This window comes from Intestinimonas massiliensis (ex Afouda et al. 2020) (assembly GCF_001244995.1).
GTDB classification, from domain to species: domain Bacteria; phylum Bacillota; class Clostridia; order Oscillospirales; family Oscillospiraceae; genus Intestinimonas; species Intestinimonas massiliensis.
This window is the reverse complement of the sequence record NZ_LN869528.1, coordinates 206558-230843: the sequence shown is the minus strand read 5'-3', so window position 1 is coordinate 230843 and position 24286 is coordinate 206558. Positions and strand designations below refer to the sequence as shown.

Annotated in this window: 19 protein-coding genes; 5 read left to right on the top strand and 14 right to left on the bottom strand. The window is 65.2% G+C overall.

Going from position 1 to position 24286, the window contains the following annotated elements; genetic code table 11:
• Nucleotides 1-39: 39 nt before the first annotated feature.
• The 4 genes from gpmI to BN2154_RS01340 form a co-directional block, all read right to left on the bottom strand.
• Nucleotides 40-1557, bottom strand: coding sequence for a 2,3-bisphosphoglycerate-independent phosphoglycerate mutase (gene gpmI / locus BN2154_RS01355; protein WP_050617086.1), 1518 nt, complete (start codon nt 1555-1557; stop codon nt 40-42).
• 32 nt (nt 1558-1589) lie between these two features.
• On the bottom strand, nt 1590-2366 hold the full coding sequence (tpiA, locus tag BN2154_RS01350; protein WP_050617085.1) for a triose-phosphate isomerase: 777 nt from the start codon (nt 2364-2366) through the stop codon (nt 1590-1592).
• 28 nt (nt 2367-2394) lie between these two features.
• Nucleotides 2395-3585 carry a phosphoglycerate kinase gene (locus BN2154_RS01345; protein ID WP_050617084.1) on the bottom strand — a complete coding sequence of 397 codons (1191 nt, stop codon included), beginning with the start codon at nt 3583-3585 and terminating at the stop codon, nt 2395-2397.
• A 76-nt stretch (nt 3586-3661) separates the two neighbouring features.
• Nucleotides 3662-4174: a tRNA (cytidine(34)-2'-O)-methyltransferase gene (locus BN2154_RS01340; protein WP_050617083.1), complete on the bottom strand. Its 513-nt coding sequence runs from the start codon at nt 4172-4174 to the stop codon at nt 3662-3664.
• Nucleotides 4175-4398: 224 nt separating this feature from the next.
• Between BN2154_RS01340 and proB the strand changes: the two genes are divergently transcribed.
• Together proB and BN2154_RS01330 are read left to right on the top strand one after the other, a co-directional pair.
• Nucleotides 4399-5220: a glutamate 5-kinase gene (gene proB, locus BN2154_RS01335; protein ID WP_414600961.1), complete on the top strand. Its 822-nt coding sequence runs from the start codon at nt 4399-4401 to the stop codon at nt 5218-5220.
• 29 nt (nt 5221-5249) lie between these two features.
• A complete protein-coding gene (locus BN2154_RS01330; RefSeq protein WP_050617082.1) occupies nt 5250-6500 on the top strand; it encodes a glutamate-5-semialdehyde dehydrogenase in 1251 nt (416 codons plus the stop codon).
• A gap of 40 nt (nt 6501-6540) precedes the next feature.
• Here BN2154_RS01330 and BN2154_RS01325 read toward each other — a convergent pair whose 3' ends face one another.
• The 5 genes from BN2154_RS01325 to BN2154_RS01305 form a co-directional block, all read right to left on the bottom strand.
• Nucleotides 6541-8625, bottom strand: coding sequence for a tetratricopeptide repeat protein (locus BN2154_RS01325; RefSeq protein ID WP_050617081.1), 2085 nt, complete (start codon nt 8623-8625; stop codon nt 6541-6543).
• Between the two features lie 120 nt (nt 8626-8745).
• Nucleotides 8746-10116 (bottom strand): citrate/2-methylcitrate synthase, encoded by a 1371-nt coding sequence (locus tag BN2154_RS01320; protein WP_050617080.1) that lies wholly within the window; start codon nt 10114-10116, stop codon nt 8746-8748.
• A 181-nt stretch (nt 10117-10297) separates the two neighbouring features.
• A complete protein-coding gene (locus tag BN2154_RS01315; protein ID WP_050617079.1) occupies nt 10298-10885 on the bottom strand; it encodes a chromate transporter in 588 nt (195 codons plus the stop codon).
• On the bottom strand, nt 10882-11460 hold the full coding sequence (locus BN2154_RS01310; RefSeq protein WP_050617078.1) for a chromate transporter: 579 nt from the start codon (nt 11458-11460) through the stop codon (nt 10882-10884). Before BN2154_RS01310 ends, BN2154_RS01315 begins: the two co-directional genes overlap by 4 nt.
• 1 nt (nt 11461) lies before the next feature.
• Nucleotides 11462-13381: an NAD(+) synthase gene (locus BN2154_RS01305; protein ID WP_050617077.1), complete on the bottom strand. Its 1920-nt coding sequence runs from the start codon at nt 13379-13381 to the stop codon at nt 11462-11464.
• 270 nt (nt 13382-13651) lie between these two features.
• On the opposite strand from BN2154_RS01305, the gene BN2154_RS01300 reads away from it, so the two are divergent.
• Complete coding sequence (locus BN2154_RS01300; RefSeq protein WP_438819132.1) at nt 13652-16297, top strand: cation-translocating P-type ATPase; 2646 nt, start codon at nt 13652-13654, stop codon at nt 16295-16297.
• A 48-nt stretch (nt 16298-16345) separates the two neighbouring features.
• Here BN2154_RS01300 and BN2154_RS01295 read toward each other — a convergent pair whose 3' ends face one another.
• The 4 genes from BN2154_RS01295 to BN2154_RS01280 all read right to left on the bottom strand — a co-directional run bounded on the left by BN2154_RS01295 (nt 16346) and on the right by BN2154_RS01280 (nt 20220).
• Nucleotides 16346-16942, bottom strand: a complete 597-nt coding sequence (locus BN2154_RS01295; RefSeq protein WP_050617075.1) for a hypothetical protein — start codon at nt 16940-16942, stop codon at nt 16346-16348.
• Nucleotides 16939-18951 (bottom strand): M56 family metallopeptidase, encoded by a 2013-nt coding sequence (locus BN2154_RS01290; RefSeq protein ID WP_050617074.1) that lies wholly within the window; start codon nt 18949-18951, stop codon nt 16939-16941. The genes BN2154_RS01295 and BN2154_RS01290 overlap by 4 nt, the downstream gene beginning before the upstream one ends.
• Before the next feature lie 68 nt (nt 18952-19019).
• Nucleotides 19020-19382 carry a BlaI/MecI/CopY family transcriptional regulator gene (locus BN2154_RS01285; RefSeq protein ID WP_050617073.1) on the bottom strand — a complete coding sequence of 121 codons (363 nt, stop codon included), beginning with the start codon at nt 19380-19382 and terminating at the stop codon, nt 19020-19022.
• A 70-nt stretch (nt 19383-19452) separates the two neighbouring features.
• On the bottom strand, nt 19453-20220 hold the full coding sequence (locus BN2154_RS01280; protein ID WP_050617072.1) for a TSUP family transporter: 768 nt from the start codon (nt 20218-20220) through the stop codon (nt 19453-19455).
• Between the two features lie 182 nt (nt 20221-20402).
• Here BN2154_RS01280 and BN2154_RS01275 point away from each other — a divergent pair, with 182 nt between their 5' ends.
• Complete coding sequence (locus BN2154_RS01275) at nt 20403-21887, top strand: DUF1846 domain-containing protein (protein ID WP_050617071.1); 1485 nt, start codon at nt 20403-20405, stop codon at nt 21885-21887.
• Nucleotides 21888-21929: 42 nt separating this feature from the next.
• Here the strand turns inward: BN2154_RS01275 and BN2154_RS01270 are convergent, their stop codons facing one another.
• Nucleotides 21930-22397 (bottom strand): helix-turn-helix domain-containing protein, encoded by a 468-nt coding sequence (locus tag BN2154_RS01270; RefSeq protein WP_050617070.1) that lies wholly within the window; start codon nt 22395-22397, stop codon nt 21930-21932.
• A 250-nt stretch (nt 22398-22647) separates the two neighbouring features.
• Between BN2154_RS01270 and BN2154_RS01265 the strand changes: the two genes are divergently transcribed.
• Nucleotides 22648-24264: a CTP synthase gene (locus BN2154_RS01265; protein WP_050617069.1), complete on the top strand. Its 1617-nt coding sequence runs from the start codon at nt 22648-22650 to the stop codon at nt 24262-24264.
• Nucleotides 24265-24286: the final 22 nt, after the last annotated feature.

The window sequence follows — 24286 nt, the reverse complement described above, 5'->3', positions numbered from 1 at the left end:
CTGCTTCATGTTAAAAGCTCCTTTCGTAATTAAGGGGGGTTACAGGATCAGTGTGGTTCCATCCATTTCCTCGGGCTTTTCCAGGCCCATGAGGTCCAGCATGGTGGGGGCGATGTCGGCCAGGCGGCCGTCCCGCAGCTTGACGTCGGCGCCCACGATATAGAAGGGCACCAAATTGGTGGTATGGGCGGTGTAGGGGGTGACGCCGTCGTCCTCCACCATCCGCTCGGCGTTGCCGTGGTCGGCGGTGATGAGGCAGATGCCCCCCATGTTTGTGGTGGCCTCCACCACGCGGCCCACGCACTCGTCCACCGCCTCCACCGCCAGCCGGGCGGCCTCGTAGACCCCGGTATGGCCCACCATGTCGCAGTTGGCGAAGTTGAGGATGATGACGTCGTAGGCCCCGCTCTCGATGCGCTCCACGCAGGCGTCGGTGACCTCCCGGGCGCTCATGTCCGGCTTCAGGTCATAGGTGGGCACCGAGGGGGAGGGGATGAGGACCCGGTCCTCGCCGGGGAAAACCTGCTCCACGCCGCCGTTGAAGAAGAAGGTGACGTGGGCATATTTTTCGGTCTCAGCGATGCGCAGCTGGGTCAGGCCCAGCCGGCTGATATACCCGCCGAAAATGTTCTGAAGCGCGTGGTGGGGGAAGGCCACTGATACGTTGGGCATGGTGGCGTCGTACTCGGTGGTGCAGACATAGTGCAGGGGGAAGAACCCCTTTTTCCGGATCAGATCGGAGAAGGCGGGGTCCACCAGCGCGCGGGTGAGCTCCCGAGCCCGGTCGGGCCGGAAGTTCATAAAGATGACCGAATCGCCGGGGCCGATGACGGCCTCCCGGCAGCAGAGCACGGGGACCACAAACTCATCGGTGACGCCCGCGTCATAAGAGCTCTGTACGGCCTGAACCGGGTCGGGCTCAAAGGGGGCCTCCCCCAGCACCAGGGCGTCATAGGCCTTCTGCACCCGGTCCCAGCGCTTATCCCGGTCCATGGCATAGTACCGGCCGGAAATCACGCCGATTTTGGCGCTGCCCAGCGCCTGGCATTTGTCCTGCAGCCGGGCGACGAAGTCCCGGCCAGAGGCGGGGGGCACGTCCCGGCCGTCCAGAAAGGCGTGGACGTAGATCTTCTCCACACCCCGCTGCCTGGCCATGTCCAGCAGGGCGAAGATGTGCTCGATGTGGCTGTGGACGCCGCCGTCGGACAGCAGGCCCATCACATGCAGGGCGGTGCCCTTGGCCTTGCAGTCGTCCATGGCGCTCACATAGGCCTCGTTGGTGAAGAAATCGCCGTCTGCGATGGCCTTGGAGATGCGGGGCAGGTCCTGAAACACCACCCGGCCGGCGCCGATGTTGGTGTGGCCCACCTCGCTGTTGCCCATCTGCCCCTCGGGCAGGCCCACGTCCAGGCCGGAGGCGGACAGCTTACAGCCGGGATTTTCCGCAAAGAGCCGGTCCAGGTGGGGCTTTTTGGCGTTGGCGATGGCGTTGCCGGCGGTCTCGGCCCGGAGGCCGAAGCCGTCCATGATGATCAGAGTCGTCGGTGTTTTTTTCATAGAAACCTCAAATCTAGTGTCTGAAAGACGCTTTATTCACCCTGATTGGCGGCGTTGATGATCTCCACGAAGTCGGGGGCCTTCAGAGAGGCGCCGCCGATGAGACCACCGTCCACATCGGGCTGGGCCAGCAGCTCCCGGGCGTTCTTGGCGTTCATGGAGCCGCCGTACTGGATGGTGACGGACCGGGCCACCCGGGCGCCGTAGAGCTTGCGGATGATGGCGCGGATGGCCTGGCAGACCTCGCCGGCCTGCTCGGCGGTGGCGGTTTTGCCGGTGCCGATGGCCCACAGGGGCTCATAGGCGATGACCACGTGGCGCAGCTTGTCGGCGGTCACGCCGGACAGGGCGCACTTGACCTGGTAGGAGATAAGCTCCATGGTCACGCCCAGCTCCCGCTGCTCCAGGCTCTCGCCCACGCAGACGATGGGCCGCAGGCCCACCTCCAGGGCGGCGTGGACCTTCTTGTTGACGGTGGCGTCGGTCTCGTTGTAGTACTGGCGGCGCTCGGAGTGGCCGATGACCACATACTTGACGCCCAGCTCCTTGAGCATCTCAGCGGAGACCTCGCCGGTATAGGCGCCGTTGGCCTCATAGTGGCAGTTCTCTGCGCCGATGGCCACCCGGCAGTCCTTGAACAGCCGGACTGCGGCGGGAATGTTCACGTAGGGGACGCAGAGAACCACGTCGCACCACTTGCCCCGGGGCAGGATGGGCTTGAGCTCCTCGGCAAAGGCGCGGGTCTCGGAGAGGGTCTTGTTCATCTTCCAGTTTCCGGCGATGATGGTTTTGCGATATCTTCTATTCATCGGTATCAGTCTCCTCTTTCTCTGGCGATTATCGGTCCAGCAGGCAGGCCACGCCGGGCAGCTCCTTGCCCTCCAGGAATTCCAGGGAGGCGCCGCCGCCGGTGGAGATGTGGGTCATCCGGTCGGCAAAGCCCAACTGCTCCACCGCCGCGGCAGAGTCGCCGCCGCCCACGATGGTGATGGCGCCGGACTCGGCCAGGGCCTTGGCCATGGCCTTGGTGCCCTCGGCAAAGGCGGGGAACTCAAACACGCCCATGGGGCCGTTCCACACCACGGTGCCCGCGCCCTTCACGGCGGCGGAGAAGGCCTCGATGGTCCTGGGGCCGATGTCCATGCCCATCAGCGCGTCGGGGATGTCGGTCCCCTCCAGCACGGGCCGGGCGTCCTTGGAAAACTCGGCGGCGCACAGGTTGTCGGTGGGCAGCAGGAATTTTACGCCCTTGGCCTGGGCCTTGGCGATCATCTCCCGGGCGTAGTCCAGCTTATCCTCCTCCAGCAGGGACTTGCCGATGGTGTGCCCCTGGGCCTTGGCGAAGGTGTAGGACATGCCGCCGCCGATGATGATGGCGTCGGCCTTTTCCAGCAGGTTGTTGATGACGTTGATCTTGTCGGAGACCTTGGCCCCGCCCAGCACGGCCACGAAGGGGCGCTGGGGGTTTTCCAGGGCCTTGCCCATGATGTCCAGCTCCTTGCCAATGAGGAAGCCGGAGACGGCGGGCAGATAGGCGGCCACGCCGGCGGTGGAGGCGTGGGCGCGATGGACCGTGCCGAAGGCGTCGGAGACATAGACCTGGGCCAGGTCGGCCAGGGCCTTGGCAAAGGCGGGGTCGTTTTTCTCCTCGCCCTTGTCAAAGCGCAGGTTTTCCAGCAGCATGATCTGGCCGGGCTGAAGGGCTGCGGCCTTGGCCTGGGCGTCCGGGCCGATGATGTCTTTGGCGAAGAGGACCTCTCTGCCCAGCAGCTGGCTGAGATGCTGGGCGACCGGGGCCAGGGACAAAGATTCCTTCCACTCCCCCTTGGGCTTGCCCAGGTGGGAGCAGGCGATGACGGCCGCGTTCTGCTCCAGCAGGTAGCGGATGGTGGGCAGGGCGGCCACGATGCGCTTATCGTCGGTGATGGCGCCGGTGGCCTTGTCCTGGGGCACGTTGAAATCGCAGCGGAGCAGGACCTTTTTTCCCGCGACATCGATGTCTTTTACCGTTTTCTTGTTGTAATTCATGGCGAAGCTCCTTTCAAGGATGGATGGTATGGAGGAGAGCAATGGATGGTGAACGCAATGGGGAAGCAGGGGGGCTTCAGCGCCGGATCTGGCCGGACTTCTGCCGGGCCCAGGCGGCGGGGCCGTCGGCGGCTAGGCCGGGAAAGTCCTGCTGGCGCAGGGCCTCGTAGGTCACGGCGGCCACGGTGTTGGCCAGATTGAGGCTGCGGGCCTCCGAGATCATGGGCAGCCGAACACAGCGCTCCGGGTACCGCTCCCGCAGCCACTGAGGCAGTCCGGCGGTCTCCTTGCCGAAAAACAGCCAGCAGCCGTCCCGGTACGGGGCGTCGCAGTAGCGCAGCCGGGCCCGGGTGGTGGTGAGCCACAGGTCGGGGTCGGGGTGCCGGGCGAAGAAGTCGTCCAGACTCTCGTAGACGTGCAGATCCACCAGGGACCAGTAGTCCAGTCCGGCCCGTTTCACGGCCTTATCCGAGATATCGAAGCCCAGGGGGCGGACCAGGTGGAGGGCGCTGCCGGTGGCGGCGCAGGTGCGGGCGATGTTGCCGGTGTTCATGGGAATCTCCGGTTCCACCAAAACGATGTTCAGCATCTTACGAAACCTCCCGGACTTTCGTGCGTAGGTAGAAGCCCCTTTCAGCAGACCCCATTGTAACGCAAAGGTGGCAGAATTACAACACTAAAAAGCATAAATTCTGTACGAAATTTCTTTGTTTTCCACACAGTTGAGCAGAAACGGTGGATTTTAGGAAATGGCTCTTTTCGAATGGGGCCCGATGTGGTATGATGAGACCACGTATAAGGAGCGTGAGAGCCTTGGAAGAGAGCCAATCCTGCCTGCGGGTGGTGGTGAAGGTGGGCACCTCCACCCTGACCCACGACACCGGCAAGCTGAATTTGAAGAACATGGAGCATCTGGCCCGCACCCTGGCCGACCTGGAGGGCATGGGGCATGAGATGATTCTGGTGTCCTCCGGCGCCATCGCCATCGGCAGCACCAAGCTGGGCCAGCGGGAGCGGCCCACCGAGCTGCGGATGAAGCAGGCCGCAGCCGCCGTAGGCCAGTGCACCATGATGCACGTCTACGACAAGCTGTTCGGAGAGTATAACCGGGTGGTAGCCCAGATCCTGCTCACCGGCGAGGACGTGGACGCCCCGGTGCGGGCCGAGCATCTGCACAACACCTTTGAATCCCTGCTGGAGCTGGGGGTCATCCCGGTGGTGAACGAGAACGATTCGGTGTCCTCAGCGGAGATCGAGACAGGGAAGTGCAAGGTGCTGGGCGACAATGACACCCTGTCGGCCATGGTGGCCCGGCTGTGCCGGGCGGACCTGCTGGTCCTCCTCAGCGACATCGACGGCCTTTACGACGACGACCCCCACCAAAACCCCGGCGCCCGGCTCATCCACCGGGTGGACCGGGTGACGCCCGAGCTGCGGGCCGTGGCCGGGGGCGCGGGGACTTGGCGCGGCACCGGCGGCATGACCACCAAGCTCAACGCCGCGGAGCTGGCCATGAAGGCCGGCGTAGACATGGTCATCACCAACGGCGCCCGGCCGGAGGACCTGTACGGCATCGTGGCGGGGGAGGACATCGGGACCCGGTTCGTGGCTCAGCCGGAGATTCTGAAGCTGTAACGCAGAGCGGAAAAAAGGAGGGAATGTCCATGACCATTCTGGAGACCCAGGGCCTGGCGGCCCGGCACGCCGAGCGGGTGCTGGCCGTAGCGGGCACCGCCCAAAAGAACCGGGCGCTGGAAGCCATGGCCCGGGCGCTGAAAGAGCGGGAGAGCGCTATCCTGGCCGAGAACCAGAAGGACCTGGCCGCCGCCCGGGAGAGCGGCATGAAGGCGTCGCTGCTGGACCGGCTGGCCCTCAGCCCCCAGCGCATCGACGGTATTGTGGAGGGGGTGCGGCAGGTGGCCGCGCTGCCCGACCCCATCGGCTGCGTCACCCGGATGGAGAAACGGCCCAACGGCCTGGTGATCGGCAAGCGCCGGGTGCCCCTGGGCGTCATCGGCATCATCTACGAGGCCCGGCCCAACGTCACTGTGGACGCCGCCGCCCTCTGCCTCAAGTCGGGCAACGCCGTCATCCTCCGGGGGGGCAAGGAGGCCTTCCGCTCCAACAGGGCCTTTGTGGCGGTCATGCGGGACGCTCTGGAGGCGGCGGGCCTGCCCCGGGACTGCGTGGCCCTGGTGGAGGACACCAGCCGGGCCAGCGCCCAGGAGCTCATGGGGCTCACCGGCTATCTGGACGTGCTCATCCCCCGGGGGGGCGCGGGCCTCATACGGACGGTGGTGGAAAACGCCAGGGTGCCGGTCATCGAGACCGGCGTGGGGGTGTGCCACGTCTATGTGGACGAGGAGGCCGACCTGGATATGGGGGCCCGGATCATTTACAACGCCAAGACCTCCCGCCCCTCGGTGTGCAACGCGGCCGAATGCCTGCTGGTCCACGCGCAGGCGGCGGAGGCCTTCCTGCCTAAGGCCAAGGCCCTGCTGGATCAGAAAAATGTGGAGCTGCGGGGCTGCCCCAGGACCTGCGCCATTCTGGGGGAGGGCGTCCAGCCCGCCTGTGAGGCGGACTGGGACACCGAGTTTGGCGACTACATCCTGGCCGTGAAGGTGGTGGAGGACGCCGGAGAGGCCATCGACTTCATCAACGCCCACGGTTCCGGCCACTCGGAGGCCATCGTCACCAACAATTATTTCACGGCCCAGCGGTTTTTAGACCAGGTGGACGCAGCGGCGGTCTATGTCAACGCCTCCACCCGATTCACCGACGGCTTTGAATTCGGTCTGGGGGCCGAAATCGGCATCTCCACCCAGAAGATGCACGCCAGGGGCCCCATGGGTCTGGAGGAGCTGACCTCCAGCAAGTACATCGTCTACGGCACCGGACAGGTGCGGGAATAAAAGAACGGGCCCGCCTCTACAAGAGGCGGGCCCAATTGATTTATGATCCAAAGAGCCTGCCGAGCAGGCCCTTTTTCCTGGCTTGGGGCGCGTCCGCGTCGGCCTCCAGCGCCCGCAGGTCCTCCGCGGCGCCGGTGCAGCCCGCCTCCGCCGCCCGGCGGAGCCAGTCTAGGGCCTTCTCCCGGTCCTTGGGCAGAGCGCCGGCGCCGTCCCGGTACCACTGGCCCAGCACATGCATGGCGTCCCCGTCCCCCAGTCCGGCGGCCTTTTGCAGCCAGGTCAGGGCCTCCCGTTCGTCCCGCTGCACCCCGATCCCCGCCCGGAGGCAGCGGCTCAGAAGGCCCATAGCCCGGGGAAGGCCCTGCCCGGCGGCTTTTTCCAGCCATTCCACCGCCGTCTCCGGGTCGGGCTCCACGCCGATGCCGGTGAGATAGCAGTAGCCCAGGTTGCATTGGGAGGGGGCGTGGCCCGCCAGGGCTCCCTGGGCGTACCAGTGGACGGCCTCGGCCTGGTCCATGTCCACGCCGGCGCCCAGCTCGTAGCACAACCCCAGATCGCACATAGCCACGGGGTAGCCCTGCTCAGCGGCCCGGCGATAGAGTTCCACCGCCCGGGCCTCGTCCCGCGCTGTGCCGTCGCCGTACTTGCAGCGGTCGCCCAGAATGTCCAGGGCCCGGGGAAAGTCCTGCCCGGCGGCTTTTTCCAGCCATTCCACCGCCTGGCCTGGGTCGGTCTCCACGCCGATACCGTTGAGGTAGCACACGGCTAGGTTGCACTGGGCGGGGGCGTAGCCCTGCCGGGCGGCCCGGGTGTACCACTCTGCGGCTAGGGCCGGGTCCTGGGGCATCCCCTCGCCGGTTTCATAGCACAGGCCCAGATCACACATGGCGGGCGGATAGCCCAGCCCGGCGGCCGCCTGGAACCACCGGGCGCCCGCTTCGTCATCCCGGGGCAGACCGTTGCCGTTCTGGCAGCAGCGGCCCAGCAGGAGCTGGGCCCGGGGAAAGTCCTGCTCCGCTGCCCGCCGCAGCCAATGCACAGCCTGCTCCGGGGACGGCTCCGTTCCGATGCCCGTGAGGTAACAGTAGCCCAGATTGCACATGGCGGGGACGTAGTCCTGCTCGGCGGCCTGGGCGTAGAGCGCCACGGCCTGGGCTGGATCGGGCTCCACGCCCGTACCCATTTCATAACACAGGCCCAAATCGCACAGAGCGGGAAGATAGCCGGCCTCGACGGCCTGGCGGAAGAGGTCCACGGCCTTGACCACATCCGGTTCCACCCCGTCCCCGTCCCGGTAGCAGCAGCCCAAAATGCTGACGGCCCGGGGAAAGTCCTGGGCAGCGGAGCGCTGGAGCCACTCCACCCCCTGCGCCAGATCGGGCGCCACCCCGATGCCGTTGAGGTAGCACACGGCCAGATTGCACATGGCGGGGGCGTAGTCCTGCTGGGCGGCCCGGCGGTAGAGCTGGACGGCCCGCTCCGGATCGCGTTCCACGCCGGTGCCGCCCTCATAGCAGTTGCCCAAAATGCTGACGGCCCGGGGAAAGTCCTGGGCGGCGGCCCTCTCCAGCCAGGCCGCGGCCTGGACGGGGTCGGCTTCCACGCCGATGCCGTTGAGATAACACACGGCCAGGTTGCACATGGCGGGGGCATAGTCCTGCTCGGCTGCCTGGAGATAGAGCCCGGCGGCCCGGGCGGGGTCAGGGTCCACGCCGGTACCATTTTCATAGCACAGCCCCAGGTCGCACACCGCGGAGACGTAATCCTGCTCGGCGCACTGCCGGTAGAGCTCCGCCGCCCGGACCTCGTCCATCTCCACCCCTGTGCCGAACTGGTAGCAGCGGGCCAGGGTCTCCAGGGCTCGCAGGTCTCCCAGCTCGGCTGCCTGAGAGAGCCAGTGGACGGCCTGGACGGGGTCGGCTTCCACGCCGTCGCCCTCCAGATACCGGAGGGCCAGGTCGTACTGGACGGAGAGCTCCCCCAGCTCGGCCTGCTCCAGCAGGGCCTGAAATTTCTCCCTGGACTTTTGCAGGCCCTCCATCGCCCGCTGGATCAGGTGGGTATTGATAAAGACCACATCCTGCGGATGGTAGGATTCGCTGGTCGGTTGGATGTCTTGCGCCATGGTGGTATTCCTCGCTTTTCTTCTGGTTGCCCTATACTTTATCAGCACAGCCGTCCCGTGTCAACTTGGGCAGAAAAAAGGAGGGCGGACGCCCTCCTTTCCCGTATCCGATGCGGCGGTTCAGCGCTGGTCGATGGGCACATACGCCTGCCGCTGCCCCACGTAGCAGTAGGCGGGCCGGATGATCTTGCCCATGTTGATGAGCTCCTCGATGCGGTGGGCGCTCCAGCCTGCGATGCGGGCCACGGCAAAGATGGGGGTGTAGAGCTCCAGGGGCAGGTCCAGCATGTGGTAGACAAAGCCGGAATAGAAGTCCACATTGGCGGCCACGCCCTTATAGATCCTGCGCTCGTCCCCGATGACCTGAGGGGCCAGACGCTCCACCCGGGAATAGAGCCCGTACTCCTCAGTACGGCCCTTCTCCCGGGACAGGGTCTCCACAAAGGAGCGCAGAATGTTGGCCCGAGGGTCGGACAGGGAGTAGACCGCGTGGCCCATGCCGTAGATCAGCCCGGCCCGGTCAAAGGCCTCTCCGTGGAGGAGGGCTTTCAGGTAGCGCTTGATTTCGTCCTCGTCGTTCCAGTCCTTCACCTGCTGCTTCATATCCTCGAACATGCGGATGACTTTGATGTTGGCGCCGCCGTGCTTGGGGCCCTTGAGAGAGGCCAGGGCGGCAGCCATGCAGGAGTAGGTGTCGGTGCCCGAGGAGGTGACCACGTGGGTGGTGAAAGTGGAGTTATTGCCGCCGCCGTGCTCGGCGTGGAGCATCAGGCAGATGTCCAGAATGTGGGCCTCCCAGAAGGAGTAGGAGGAATCGGCGCGCAGCAGGGAGAGAATGTTCTCGGCAGTGGACAGCTCGGGGCTGGGCGCGTGGATATAGAGAGAATTGCCCTCTTTGTAGTTGTATGCCTGGTAGCTGTACACCGAGTAGAGGGGGAAGGTGGCGATGAGCTGCATACACTGGCGCACCACATTGGGCAGGGAGATGTCGTCGGTCTTGTCGTCATAAGAGGCGATGGAGAGGACGCATTTGGCCAGGGAGTTCATCATATCGGCGCTGGGCGCCTTGAGGATCACGTCCCGGACAAAGTTTTTGGGCAGGGTGCGGTAGGAGGCCAACTGGTCCATGAAGTCGTCGAGCTCCCGGCGGGTGGGGAGCTGCCCGAACATGAGCAGGTAGGCCGCCTCCTCAAAGCCGAACCGTTTTTCCTGGAGGGAGCAGCGGACCAGGTCCTCAATGCTGTAGCCGCGGTAGAAAAGCTGACCCTCGCAGGGTACCGTTTTGCCGCCCACCACCTGGTTGGAAACGATCTCAGAGACCTCGGTCAGACCGGCTACCACGCCCTTGCCGTTCAGGTCGCGCAGGCCGCGCTTGACGTCGTAGCGCACATAGTCGTCCGGGTCGATACAACTGTTTTGCAGGCTTCTTGCCGCCAGCGCCTCGATAGCAGGCGTCACGTCGGAATAGGAATAGATGGGGGTGCTGGCCATGGGGATCGCGCTCCTTTCTGATACAGCGCAGCCGGAGGGAGGCCCCCCGGCTGCGGATGGATGTTTCTCAAAAATTACTCTAGCACACAAATGTTACCATTTTATGAATTAATAGAACTTTTGCCTTGCAAAAAGTCCTCCGGCGCCGAAAAGGGCCGAAGGACTTTTTTCTGAAAAACCACTAAAAACGGAATAAAATGCCCACCAGCGCGCCAAAGGCGATAAATAATATGGGGTGGAGCTTTTTCAGCCTGGGGACATTGAGGCCGAGAAAGACCAGGGCGAACAGTGCGATGGACTTCCAGTTGAATAGATGGGTGAAGAGAACGCCCGGCTCGGGAAGGGGAAGGGGCTCCTGCCAGAACAGCAGGCTCACCTTGGCCACCGACAGAAAGCCCGCCGAGGCGATGAGGGCGGTGGAGGCGGGGCGCAGGCCGTAAAAGACGGCGTCCACGGTCCGGCTCTGGCGGAATTTCTGGAGAAAGCGGGCGATGACCAGGATGATGATGATGGAGGGGGTAATCAGTCCCAGAGTGGCGATAACGCAGCCCATCGGCCCGTTGGTCTCAAAGCCCACATAGGTGGCCATGTTTACCCCCATGGGACCGGGAGTAGACTCCGACACGGCCACCATATTGGCCAGTTCCGCCGGGGTAAACCAGCCGGTACGGGTACCCAGGTCGGTGAGAAAGGGGATGGTGGCCAGGCCGCCGCCCACGGAAAACAGACCCACCCGGAAGAACTCGAAATACAGGCGCAGCAAAATCACTTCCTCCACCCCCTTGCCGCCCGGATGCCCAGCCCGGTCAGCCCGGCCAGGACCACCAGCACCACCGGGGAGGTAAAGAAGGTGACCACGGGGTTTTCGAAGGTGAAAAACACCGATGCGGCGGAGAGAAGGAAGACCACGGCGAAAAGAACGGCGGTAGCCGGGTCGACGATGGTGGTCTTGCGCAGCTTGAGGACGCTGGAGAGAATGAGCGCACAGACGGCGGCCCGCACGCCGGCAAAGGCGTGGCCCACCCAGGGATTGTCAGCCACGTGGGAGAGAAAGGCGGCGATGACCCCGATGATGACCAGGCAGGGGAAGATCAGACCCAGGGTGGCCGCGATGCCGCCGGGGACGCCCTTCTCCTTTGCCCCCACAAAGGTGGCGGTGTTGACGGCGATGATGCCGGGGGTGCACTGGCCCACGGCGTAGTAGTCGGCCAGCTCAGACTCGGTGGCCCAGCCCTTGCCGTCCACCACCTCCCGCTGGAGAATGGGGAGCATGGCGTAGCCGCCCCCGAAGGTACACACGCCGACCTTGGCAAAGGTGAGAAACAGATCAAGATAGAGGTTCATCTTACGCCAGCCCTTCCAATTCGTCCAGCCACAAAGAGGCCACCGCATCCGACGGCATGCGCCAGTCGCCCCGGGGGGAGAGCGTGACCGAGCCCACCTTGGGTCCGTCCGGCAGACACGAGCGCTTGAACTGCTGAGCGAAGAAGCGACGGTAGAAGGTCTTCTCCCACCGGAGGATGGTGGCCCGGTCATAGGTCCGACCAAAGGCGTGCTCGGCCAGCCGCAGCACTTTTTTGGGCGGGAAGCCCCAGCGGATGGCGTAATAGAGGAAGAAGTCATGCAGCTCGTAGGGGCCCACCAGGTCCTCGGTCTTCTGGGAAATCTGGCCGTTGACGGCGGGGAGCAGCTCGGGGGAGACGGGGGTGTCCAGGATGTCCGCCAGCACGTGAGAGAGTTCGGGCTCGCTCTCGGCCTTGTCTCCACAGACGTAGCTGACCAGGTGGCGCACCAGGGTCTTGGGGATGGAGGCGTTGACCCCATACATGCTCATGTGGTCCCCGTTGTAGGTGGCCCAGCCCAGGGCCAGCTCGCTGAGGTCGCCGGTGCCCACCACCATGCCGCCCACCTGGTTGGCGATGTCCATGAGCACCTGGGTCCGCTCCCGGGCCTGGCCGTTTTCAAAGGTCACGTCGTGGTCCTCCATGGACTGGCCGATGTCCTTGAAGTGGCGCTTGACCGCCTCGCTGATGTCGATGCGCTTCAGCGTGGCGCCCAGCCGCCCGGCCAGCTCCACGGCGTTGTCCCGGGTGCGGTCGGTGGTGCCGAAGCAGGGCATGGTCACGGCGATGATATCGCTGGCCGGACGGTCCAGCAGCCGCATGGCCACGGCGGTGATGAGCACCGCCAGAGTGGAGTCCAGCCCGCCGGACAGCCCCACCACCACCGCCGCGGCGCGGGTGTGCTCGATGCGCTTTTTCAGCCCCAAGGCGGCGATTTTGAGGATCTCGTCGCACCGCTCGGCCCGGCCCGCCGCATCCTCCGGGACAAAGGGGGTGGGGGAGACGTAGCGGGTCAGGGTGGTGGTGGAGGGGGTCAGGTCGAAGTACGAGCGCCACACTTCTACGGTGGGGGGCGTGTAAGTGCTTATGCGGCGGCGCTCATAAACCAGCTTATCCACGTCGATTTCGGAGATGGTCAGGCCGGTGGAAAACCTCCGCTCGGTCAGCAGGGCCCCATTTTCCGCAATGAGATTGTGGCCGGTGAAGACCAGGTCGGTGGTGGACTCCCCCTCCCCGGCGTCGGCATAGACGTAGCCGCAGACCAGCCGGGCGGACTGGCCGGTCACCAGGCTGCGGCGGTAGTCCGCCTTGCCCACGGTTTCGTCGCTGGCGGAGAGGTTGAGGATGAGGGTGGCGCCCGAACGGGCCAGAGCGGCGGAGGGGGGCTCCGGGGCCCACAGGTCCTCACAGACCTCCACGCCGAGAACCAGATTGGGCATGGCCTCGCAGACAAAGAGCCCATTGGAGCAGAGGGATACATTTTGTCCGCACAGGTCAATCCCGAAATCCTTGGCCAGACCGGGGGCAAACCAGCGCTGCTCGTAAAACTCGCCGTAGTTGGGAAGATGGCTCTTGGGGACTATGCCCAAAATCTCTCCCTTGTGTATCACAACGGCACAATTATACAACTTGTTGTCCCACTTGACCCGTATGGGCATCCCCAGTGCCGTGACCATGTCCAGATTTTTGGTGGCCTCCAGAATGGTGGACAGCCCCTCCTCGGCGCCGCTCAAAAGGGTGTCCTGCAAAAACAGGTCCCCGCAGGTATAGCCGGTCAGGCACAGCTCGGGCAGGCACAGCACCCGCACCCCCTGGGCGGCGGCCTCCCGCATGAGGGTAAAGATCTGCTCGGCGTTATAGCGGCAGTCGGCCACCCGGATCTTGGGCGTGCCGGCGGCGACCTTGACGAATCCATCGCGCATAGATGACGACCTCCTTCGTGTCAGAGGTATTTTACCCCAACGAAGCGGCATTTGCAAGAAAAGGCCTCCGGCGCCGCCCAAATTCTTCTTGACAAATCCGGTTTCCCTGCGTATAATTCCCCTCACCAAGAGGGAGTAGTCGCAAGTTCCTCCATCAACATCACGGCTCCGGCCTGTGGAGGACGCCGATCTCGGTGACAAGACTTTTGAGTATGCGCTTTGCACGGGCGAAACGCATACTCAAAAGTCTTTTTTATTGCCCGATTGGACATGATAGAATGGAAAAGGGAGCGTGTCAGAGTGGAACAGAGCTATTTCGACAAGACGGTCCATCAGACGCTGGAGGACCTGGACAGCCGGCCGGGCGGCCTCTCGGACGCCCAGGCCGCGCAGCGCCTGGAGCGCTACGGCAAAAACGCCCTGGCGGATGGGAAGAAAAAAACCGGGGTACAGGTATTCTTCGAACAGTTCAAGGACCTGCTGGTGGTCATCCTGATGGTGGCTGCCCTGGTCTCCCTGGTTTCCGGCGAGGGGGAGAGTACCGTGGTCATCTTCGCGGTGCTGCTCCTCAACGCCGTGCTGGGCACCGTCCAGCACTTCAAGGCGGAGAAGTCCCTGGAGAGCCTGAAAGCCATGTCCGCCCCCAGCGCCAAGGTGCTGCGGGACGGCATCCGGACGGTGATCCCCTCGGCCCAGGTGGTCCCCGGCGACATCGTGGAGCTGGAGGCCGGCGACATGGTGGTGGCCGACGGCCGCATTTTGGAGAACTTCTCCCTCAAGGTGAACGAGAGCTCCCTCACCGGCGAGAGCGAGGGGGTGGAAAAGACCGCCGACGTGATCGAGGCGGTCCAGGTGGCCCTGGGCGACCAGAAGAACATGGTGTTCTCCGGGTCCCTGGTGACCTACGGCCGGGCCACAGTGGCGGTGACGGGCACCGGCATGCACACCGAGCTGGGTAAGGTGGCCGCCCTAATGAACCAGACCCAGCAGCGCAAGACCCCTCTCCAGGAGAGCCTGGACCAATTCAGCAAGAAGCTGGCGGCGGTCATCCTGTGCGTCTGCGCGGTGGTGTTCGCCCTGTCCCTGTGGCGGGCTATGCCGGTGCTGGACGCCCTGATGTTCGCCGTGGCCCTGGCGGTGGCCGCCATCCCAGAGGCCCTCAGCTCCATCGTCACCATCGTCCTGGCCCTGGGCACCCAGAAGATGGCCAAGCAGAACGCCATCATCAAGGATCTGAAGGCGGTGGAGAGCCTGGGCGCCGTGTCGGTGATCTGCTCGGACAAGACGGGTACCCTGACCCAGAACAAGATGACCCCCCAGAAAATCTACGCCGACGGCGCCCTGCTGGCGGAGCCGGAGCTGAACTTGGCCAACGACGTGCAGCGGCTGCTGCTGAAGGCCGCTCTGCTGGCCAGCGACGCCACCACCGACGAGGAGAGGGGGACCTCCATTGGGGACCCCACCGAGGTGGCTCTGGTGATGATGGGGGACCGCATCGGCGTGGATGAGGGGGTCTACCGGAGCCAGCACCCCCGGCTGCGGGAGCTGGCCTTCGACTCCGACCGGAAGCTGATGAGCACCCTCCACGTCATCGAAGGGGTCCCCACCCTGTACACCAAGGGGGCCATCGACGTGCTGCTGGACCGCTCTACCCACGTTCTCACCGGGGCGGGGGCGGTGCCGCTGACGCCCGAGTGGAAGGAGCGCATCTCCCGCACCAATATGGAGCTCTCCCTGGAGGGCCTGCGGGTGCTGGCCCTGGCCTATAAGGAGCTGCCGGAGGTCCGGGACCTGACGCTGGACGACGAGCGGGACTTCACCTTTATCGGTCTGGTGTCCATGATCGACCCGCCCCGGCCCGAGGCCGTCCAGGCGGTGGCCGACGCCAAGCGGGGCGGGGTGCGCACCATCATGATCACCGGCGACCACAAGGTGACCGCCTCGGCCATCGCACGGCAGATCGGCATCTTCCGGGAGGGGGATGAGGCGGTGTCCGGCGTGGAGCTGGACGGCATGAGCGACCACGACCTGGACGAGCGGCTGGAGCACATCTCGGTTTACGCCCGGGTGTCGCCGGAGCACAAGATCCGCATCGTCAAGGCCTGGCAGCGCAAGGGAAAGATCGTCTCCATGACCGGCGACGGCGTCAACGACGCCCCCGCCCTCAAGGCCGCCGACATCGGCGTGGCCATGGGCATCACCGGCACGGAGGTCAGTAAGGACGCCGCCTCCATGATCCTGGCCGACGACAACTTCGCCACCATCGTCAAGGCGGTGGTCAACGGCCGGGGCGTCTACACCAACATCAAAAACGCCATCAACTTCCTGCTGTCGGGCAATATGGCGGGTATCCTGTGCGTGTTCCTCGCCTCGGTGCTGGGTCTGCCCATGCCCTTCGCGCCGGTCCATCTGCTGTTCATCAACCTGCTGACCGACTCCCTGCCCGCCATCGCCGTGGGCGTGGAGCCCGCCCGCAAGGGCCTGCTGGACCAGAAGCCCCGCAACCCCAAGGAGCCCATCCTCAACAAGAGCCTGATGCTGCGCATCCTGGCCTTCGGCGCGGTCATCGCCGCCGCCACCATGACCGCCTTCTTCGTGGGACTGAACGCCGGAGGAGCCGCCCTGGCCAGCACCATGGCCTTCGCCACCCTGACCCTGGCCCGCCTGTTCCACGGCTTCAACTGCCGGGGACGGGAGTCGGTGTTCCGGCTGGGCCTGACCACCAACAGGGCCAGCCTGGCGGCCTTCGGCGCGGGGGTGCTGCTGCTGGCCGCCGTCCTCTTTCTCCCCGGCCTCAGCGGCCTGTTTCAGGTGGCCCATATGACGGCAGGCCAGTACGGTCTGATCGTGCTGCTGGCCTTCCTGCCCACGGCGGCCATCCAGATCTACAAGGTCCTCTGCGACCGGCGCAAGTAAAAGACCAGCCGGCCCCGCGGCACATTGCCGCGGGGCCGGCTGCTGCGTTCAGGGGGAGGGAGGGTCCGGCTCTTCCGCGGGCAAGAAGAACCGACGCAGGGCGAACAGGGCGGACATGACGGTCAGCATCAGCACCACACCGGCGATCAGCAGCGCCGTCAGGGAGGCCGACAGAGCACTGCCGGGGAGGGTCACGCCGGAGCCGTAGCCCGCCAGGTAGAGGTAGACCGCCATAAAGGTGTTCAGCAGGGCCTGAGCGGTACGCAGCCGCAGAAGGCGGCGGGACAGGTCCTCCCCGCCGTATCGGGCGGCCAGATGGGCCAGGTTGGTGAGGAGCTGAAAATAGAAATAGAGGGAGAGCGCCGCGAAGAGCAGGTCCAGCGGGTAGAGGGAGAGGGTAAGCCCGAAGAGCTGGGCCAGCCACCCGGCCCCCTCCCACAGGCCCAGCAGGATGCAGAAGGGCTTGAGCAGAGGCAGCTCCCGTTCCTCCTCCGCCAACAGGTCCAGGGCCCCATAAATCAGTGCAAAGGCCATCCAGTCGGGCAGGATGTTCAGGGACCCCAGGTTGAGGTTGAAAAAGGCGAACAGATAGGACCAGGCGATGCGGGACACCCCGCGGTAGAGAACGTTTTGCTCCGGATTCATGCCGCGCCTCCTTCCCGGGGGGTGAGGGTGAGGGTCTCCGTCTCCCCGTTGACGCTGAGCTCCAGCCGATAGGCGGCAGGATAGACCGGGGCCTCATTGGGGTCGCCGTCCAAGCCGCTGCCGCCCCCGCTGAACAGGCTGCCGTCCCACGGCTCCTCCAGCCCGCCGGGCTGCTTACAGCCCCAGAAGGCCCCGCTACTGCTGCTGCCGCCGCTGTTGCCCAGCGCTGCGTAGCCCAGGTCCGGGTGATGGCCGGCGGCGTCCATGGGGGCGGCGGACCACCGCACCGTGTGGATGCTCCCGAGCTCCTCCTCAGAGCCCAGGAAGGTTCCGGTGAAGGAGTCCCCCTGCCGGGCCTCGCTGAATACGGCCCGGGGCTTGGGCTTGGTGTCGAAGAAGAAGGCGGGGCCGGAAAACCAGGACATGCTATCCTCGGTCTTGGTCGCGTTGTCCACCATGTGGACGGTCTGGTAGCGCAGCTCCAGCCGGTAGAGTTCGGTCTCGGCGGTATAGACCACCGCCGGAGGGAGAGCCTCGTCCCCCCAGGTCAATCCGTCCTCATGGCCCCGGCCAATGCTCTGGCATTTGACCTGCCGGAAGTCCTCCGCGGGCTCCACCACCCAGCCGGCCTCCGACGCCCAGACCCGGACGGTCTGGACCGCCGTCCACAGCCAGTTGGACTCCTCGCTGTAGGCGTCCTCCACGCCATAGACACGCTGGAGGGGAAAGACCATCAGGGCGGTATAGGCCCCCTTCCCAGCCGGGGTCAGGTTATAGATATAGTAGCCCGCCTGTACGTTGGGGTAGCCCGGCAGGCCGCTCTCCCAGCGCTCGTGCACCCAGTGGTCCGGGCCGCTGGCCGCGGCCTCCATCTCCGCCGCCAGGGCGGGGTGCTGCTCCAGTGGGGCGCACAGGGCCCGGTAGATGCCGTTGTAGTCCAGCACCGCCTTGCCATAGGCGTCCAGCGCCCCGGCGGGGGTGGTGCATCGGGTGAGGCGGGCGGAGGCCATGGCGGTGAGAAAGGCCTCCTGATCACTGTGGCCAAGGCCGTCGGCCTTGGCCAGCGTCTGGGTGGTCCCCAGGGCGAGAGGCAGGGCCAGAATCACCGCCACACATACCGAGGCCAGGGCCATCCCCGCCGGATACCGCTTGAACCGGGCGATGGAGGCGATGCGGCGCTTGATGTTCTGCCCGCCGTTGGCCATGGAGGAGGTGCCGGGCGCCCGGGCGTATTTCTCGTCGGCCATGGACAGGAGGATGCGCCCGTAGTCCCGCCGGTCCTCCCCCTCCAGCCGCTCCAGCACCCGCTGATCGCAGAGGGCCTCCAGGTCGTTCTGCACCTGGTCGAAGGCATACCAAAGCAGGGGGGTGCACCAGTGAACGCACCGGAACAGGCACACCAGCAGCCCCCAGCCCACGTCGCCATAGGTCCGGTGGAGCAGCTCGTGGAGGAGCACCTTTTCGTCGGTCTCCCGCCCGGCGGGCAGGGCCAGCACCGGGGCGAAGAACCCGCAGACGAAGGCGGAGGACAGCCCCTCCACCTCGACGGCCCGGCAGACGGGCAGGTCGTACCGCTCCGCCACCCGGCGGAGCGGGGCGTCATCGGCGGGGGTCCCCCGGCGGAGGGCCAGCCGCAGCCGCAGGTAGGTGAGGGCGTACCAGGCCAGCAGCGCCACTACCCCCGCCATGTAGAGAAGATAGAGCGCATCGAACACCCCCCGGGGTCCGCCCAGCCTGCCGGGCAGGGGGATGGGGGCGGTCACCCGGATGAGGTCATAGTCCCCGGTGAAGGCGGTCTTGGCGGTCTCCACCAGCAGGGGCCAGTTAAACAGCACATACCGGCCGCCCCGCCCGGCGGGAAGAAGCAGGGTCAGGCCCAGCAGAGCCCAGACGCCGCACTGCCACCGGGGCGAGAGCTTGTCGCGGAACAGAGCCTTGATCAGCAGCAGGGCCGCCGCCGCGCCGGAGGCCGTCAGGGTCTGGAGCAAAAAGGACCAGAAATCGGTCATGTCGTCACCTCGTTGTCACAAAGTCCGCTGAGTGTCGTCTCCGCCTGCGGCGAAAACGGCGCCCGGCCCTACACCTCCATCTCGTCCAGCAGCCGGCGCAGCTCATCCCGCTCCTGGGCCGTGAGGGTCTCCTCCTTCAAAAAGGCGGCCACCATCTGCCCGGCGGAGCCGCGGTATACCCGGTCCAGCAGGCCCCGGCGCTCGGCGGCGGCGCAGTCGGAGCGCGCCACCGCTGGGCGGTAGAGGTGGGGAACGCGCTGCTTGTCGATGGTCACCAGGCCCTTGCCCTCCATCCGGGTGAGGTAGGTGAACACGGTGTTCCGGCTCCACCCGGTGCCGGGCCGCAGGGCCTCCACCACCGGGCCCAGGGCCAGCCCCTCCCCCTGCCACAGAACCTCCAGCACCTTCCATTCACGGTCCGACAGCCGCATAAAAACGCCTCCTACAGGTGTAGTATCCGTTAGTGATACTACACCTGTCGGAGGCACCTGTCAAGAGGAATCAACCGGCGAGTTCCAGGGCGGTTTTGCACAGCAGCAGGCCCAACACCACGAAGAACATGGGCCGGATGGCCTTGGCTCCCTTTTTCAGGGCCAGGCCGGAGCCTGTATAGTGGCCCCAAAGGCCGCAGACGGCGGCGGGGACGCCCAGGGCCCAGACGATCTCACCGGCCAGGGCAAAGGTGACGAAGGCGGCCAGATTGGAGCAGAAGTTGACCACCTTGGCGTTGCCGGAGGCGGTGACCAGGTCGAAGCGGCACAGGGCGGTGAAGGCCAGGATGACGAAGGTTCCGGCGCCGGGACCGAAGAAGCCGTCGTACAGGCCCAGTACCAGGCCGATGAGCCCGGACAGGAGCATCAATAGGGGGCCGGACAGGGCGTCGGCCTTATTTTCCAGCCCAAAGTCCCGCTTGAGCAGGAGAAAGACGGCCAGAACAGGGAGGGCAGCCACCAGAAAGTAGTGGAGGAAGGTGTCCGGAACCAGCAGGCACAGCCGGGCGCCCAGCACCGAGCCCAGGAGGGCGGTGGCGGCGGAGACGGCGGCGGGGCCCAGGCGGACCCGTCCGTTTTTCAGGAACCGGAGGGTGGACAGCCCCGTGCCGAAGACGGAACCGCACTTGTTGGTAGCGGTGGCGGCGTGGGGCGGCAGTCCGGCCAGCAGATAGGCGGGCAGGGAGATGAGCCCGCCGCCGCCGGCCACCGCGTCCACCAGTCCGGACAAAAAGACCAGCGGGCAGACGATCAGCAGAGTGGTCCAGGTGACTTCCATACTATGACCTCACAGTGGGCAGACATTTTATTGCCCGCCGGACGACTTGACCGTTGTATGGCGGGCAGAATTATGATAAACTATTTCAGTTGGATTGCCAAGAACCAGTTTTGCATATATCTATAACAGAAACAGAGAGGATGGGAGGGGCGCAGTCCAAGGATGGGCGCGCCCGCCGAGGAATGGACAGGCCCGGATTTGACAACGGCAGGTATTTGGAGATGCAGTCGGCCCGCATCGCGGAGCGGATCGCCCAGTTCGGAAACAAGCTGTACCTGGAGTTCGGCGGCAAGCTGTTCGACGACTTTCACGCCTCCCGGGTGCTGCCCGGCTTCGAACCGGACAGCAAGATCCGGATGCTGGCCCAGCTCAAGGACCGGGCGGAGATCGTCATCGCCATCTGCGCCAGCGACATCGAGAAGAACAAGGTGCGGGGGGATCTGGGGATCACCTACGACGTGGATGTGCTGCGTCTGATCGACGCCTTCCGGACCCAGGGGCTGTACGTGGGGGGCGTGGTGGTCACCCAGTACGACCGTCAGCCTGCCGCTGACGCCTTCCGCCGCCGACTGGAGGGGCTGGGCATCCGGGTCTACCTCCACTACCCCATTGCGGGCTATCCTCGAAACATCCCTCTCATCGTCAGCGACGAGGGCTACGGGAAGAACGAGTACGTGGAGACTACCCGCCCCCTGGTGGTGGTCACCGCCCCCGGCCCCGGCAGCGGCAAGATGGCGGTGTGCCTCAGCCAGCTCTACCACGAGTATAAGCGGGGGGTGAAGGCGGGCTACGCCAAGTTTGAGACCTTCCCCATCTGGAACCTGCCCCTCCAGCACCCGGTGAACCTGGCCTATGAGGCGGCCACCGCCGACCTCAACGACGTCAACATGATCGACCCCTTCCACCTCCAGGCCTACGGCGAGACCACGGTGAACTACAACCGGGACGTGGAGATCTTCCCGGTGCTCAACGCCATCCTGGACAAGATCACCGGGGAGAGCCCCTACAAATCCCCCACCGACATGGGGGTGAACATGGCGGGCTACTGCATCACCGACGACGAAGCGGTGTGCGCCGCCGCCCGGCAGGAGATCATCCGGCGGTACTACGACGCCCTGTGCGACCGCCGCCAGGGCGCGGGGGGGGACGAGATTCTCTACAAGCTGGAGCTGCTGATGCAGCAGGCCAAGGTGAGTCCCGAGCTGCGGCCGGTGGTGGCCGCCGCCCTGAAGGTGGCCGAGGAGACGGGCAACCCGGCCTCCGCCATTGAGCTGCCCGGCGGCGAGGTGGTGACCGGCAAGACCACCGACCTGATGGGGGCCTCCTCCGCCACCCTGCTCAACGCCCTCAAGCGGCTGGCGGGCATCGGGCACGAGCACCACCTCATCTCCCGGGAGGCCATCGAGCCCATCCAGACCGTCAAGGTGCGGCATCTGGGCAGCAGCAACCCCCGGCTCCACTCCGATGAGACCCTCATCGCCCTGGCCATCAGCGCCACCACCAACCCCCTGGCGGCCAAGGCCCTGGCCCACCTGGACCAGCTCCGCTCCTGCGAGGCCCACTCCTCCGTCATCCTCTCCCCGGCGGACTCGGTGACCTATAAAAGGCTGGGGATGCGCCTGACCTGCGAGCCCACCTACGAGACCAACAAGCTCTATCACAAATAGACCGCAAAAACGCGCCGGCACGAAAGTGCCGGCGCGTTTTTGCTACCGTTGGCGGAGAAGCTCCTTGCGGACCACCCGGGCAATGAGCTCCTGTCCCTCGGGGGAGCGGAGGGTGTCCAGCACCGTGGCGTGCAGCAGCTCCTGAAACTGCTTGCTGGAGAGGAAGGAGTCGAACAGGGTGCCCTGTCCCGTGCCGGCGCTCTGTCCGGCGGGCGGGACGGACTTCCGGGGTGCGGCGGGAGCGGGAACGTGACCCGGTCCGTCGTCGGCATAAGCGGCGTCCATCCAGCTTTCCATGCGGGTGCGGTCGCTGCTCTCCCCCCGGAGGTAGAACAGGGACACGCCGAAATACTCCGCCAGCTTGTCCTGCTGGTCCTTTGTGGGCGTCTGGCGGCCGGTTTCAAATTTTTCCACCGCGTTTTTGGAAAAACCCAGGGCGGCGGAGAGGGCGGGGCGGCTCAGGTTCCGCTCGGTGCGGAGGGCCTCGATCCTCTGGGCCAGTGTGACCATAGGAATGACCTCCTTTGTAAAGGGTGATACAATATCAGTATATCATAAAAACGGCGCCTGTGGAGCAAAAAGTATGGCCCGTTAAAGTAACGGTATTTTGTGCAGGCTGCGGGGTGGTTTCCCGCGATTTTCTCTTGACGGGAGGGGTGGGGAACGGTAGAATAAATAGGATTTTTATGGAACAAAAAGGCAGGGACAACGGTGTCCCGGGACGATGGCGTCCCATCAGGGAAGGATGGGAGGAAACAATATGACGGTCAAGTACATTTTTGTCACCGGCGGTGTGGTATCGGGACTGGGCAAGGGCATCACGGCGGCGTCTCTGGGGCGGCTGCTGAAGCAGCGGGGCCTGCGGGTGAAGGTACAGAAGCTGGACCCGTATCTCAACGTGGACCCCGGCACCATGAGCCCGTATCAGCACGGGGAGGTCTTTGTCACCGACGACGGGGCGGAGACCGATCTGGACCTGGGGCATTACGAGCGGTTCATCGACGAGAACCTCACCTTCAACTCCTCGGTTTCCTCGGGCAAGGTCTACTGGAATGTGCTCAACCGGGAACGGGCGGGGGACTATCTGGGCGGCACCGTGCAGATCATTCCCCACATCACCGGGGAGATCAAGCGGAACATCTACTCGCTGGATACGCCGGACACCGATGTGGCCATCGTGGAGATCGGCGGCACGGTGGGCGACATCGAAAGTCAGCCCTTTCTGGAGTCCATCCGGCAGGTGGCGGCCGAGCGCGGACGCCAGAACGTGATGTTCATCCACGTCTCCCTCATCGTCTCCATCCCCGGCAGCGGGGAGCTCAAGAGCAAGCCCACCCAGCACTCGGCCAAGGAGCTGCTGAGTCTGGGCATTCAGCCCGATGTCATCATGTGCCGCTGCGATGCGCCCATCCCCGACGAGATCCTGGAGAAGATCTCCCTGTTCTGCAACATCCCCCGGGAAAACGCCATCCCCAACCTGACGGCCGACCTGCTGTATGACGTGCCCCTGATGCTGGAGCGGGAGGGGCTGGCCGACGTGGTGGTCCGGCGTCTGGGCCTCATCTGCCACGCCCCGGACCTGACCGAGTGGGCCACCATGGTCCACCGGGCCAAGCACCCCAAGGGCACGGTGAGGATCGCCCTGGTGGGCAAATATGTGGCCCTCCACGACGCCTATCTCTCGGTGGTGGAGGCCCTGACCCACGGCGGCATCGAGAACGATGTGAAGGTGGAGGTCCAGTGGGTGGACTCTGAGACCGTCACCGACGAAAACGCCGTCCGGGTCCTGGCGGAGGCCGATGGAGTGCTGGTGCCCGGCGGCTTTGGCGACCGGGGCATTGAGGGTAAGATCTCCGCAGTCCGCTACGCCCGGGAGCATAAGGTGCCCTTCCTGGGCATCTGTCTGGGGATGCAGATGGCGGTGGTGGAGTATGCCCGGCACGTCTGCGGCTGGGCGGACGCCCACTCCAGCGAGCTGGACCCCGCCACCGCCCACCCGGTCATCGATCTGATGCCCGATCAGCGCGGCGTCACCGCCAAGGGCGGCACCATGCGTCTGGGCTCCTATCCCTGCCGGGTCACCTCCCGGGAGACGCGGACCTACCAGGCCTACGGCTGTGACCAGATTGCCGAGCGTCACCGCCACCGCTACGAGTTCAACAACGACTACCGGCAGGACCTGACGGGGGCGGGACTGGTGCTGGCCGGGCTGTCCCCGGACGAGCGGCTGGTGGAGATCGTGGAACTGAAGGACCACCCCTGGTTCGTGGGGGTCCAGTTCCACCCGGAGCTGAAGAGCCGCCCCAACAAGGCCCATCCTCTGTTCCGGGACTTTATCGCGGCGGCCAAGGCCGGGCAGCGCGCCGAAGCAGAATAGACGAAAGAGGTCCCTCCCCGGC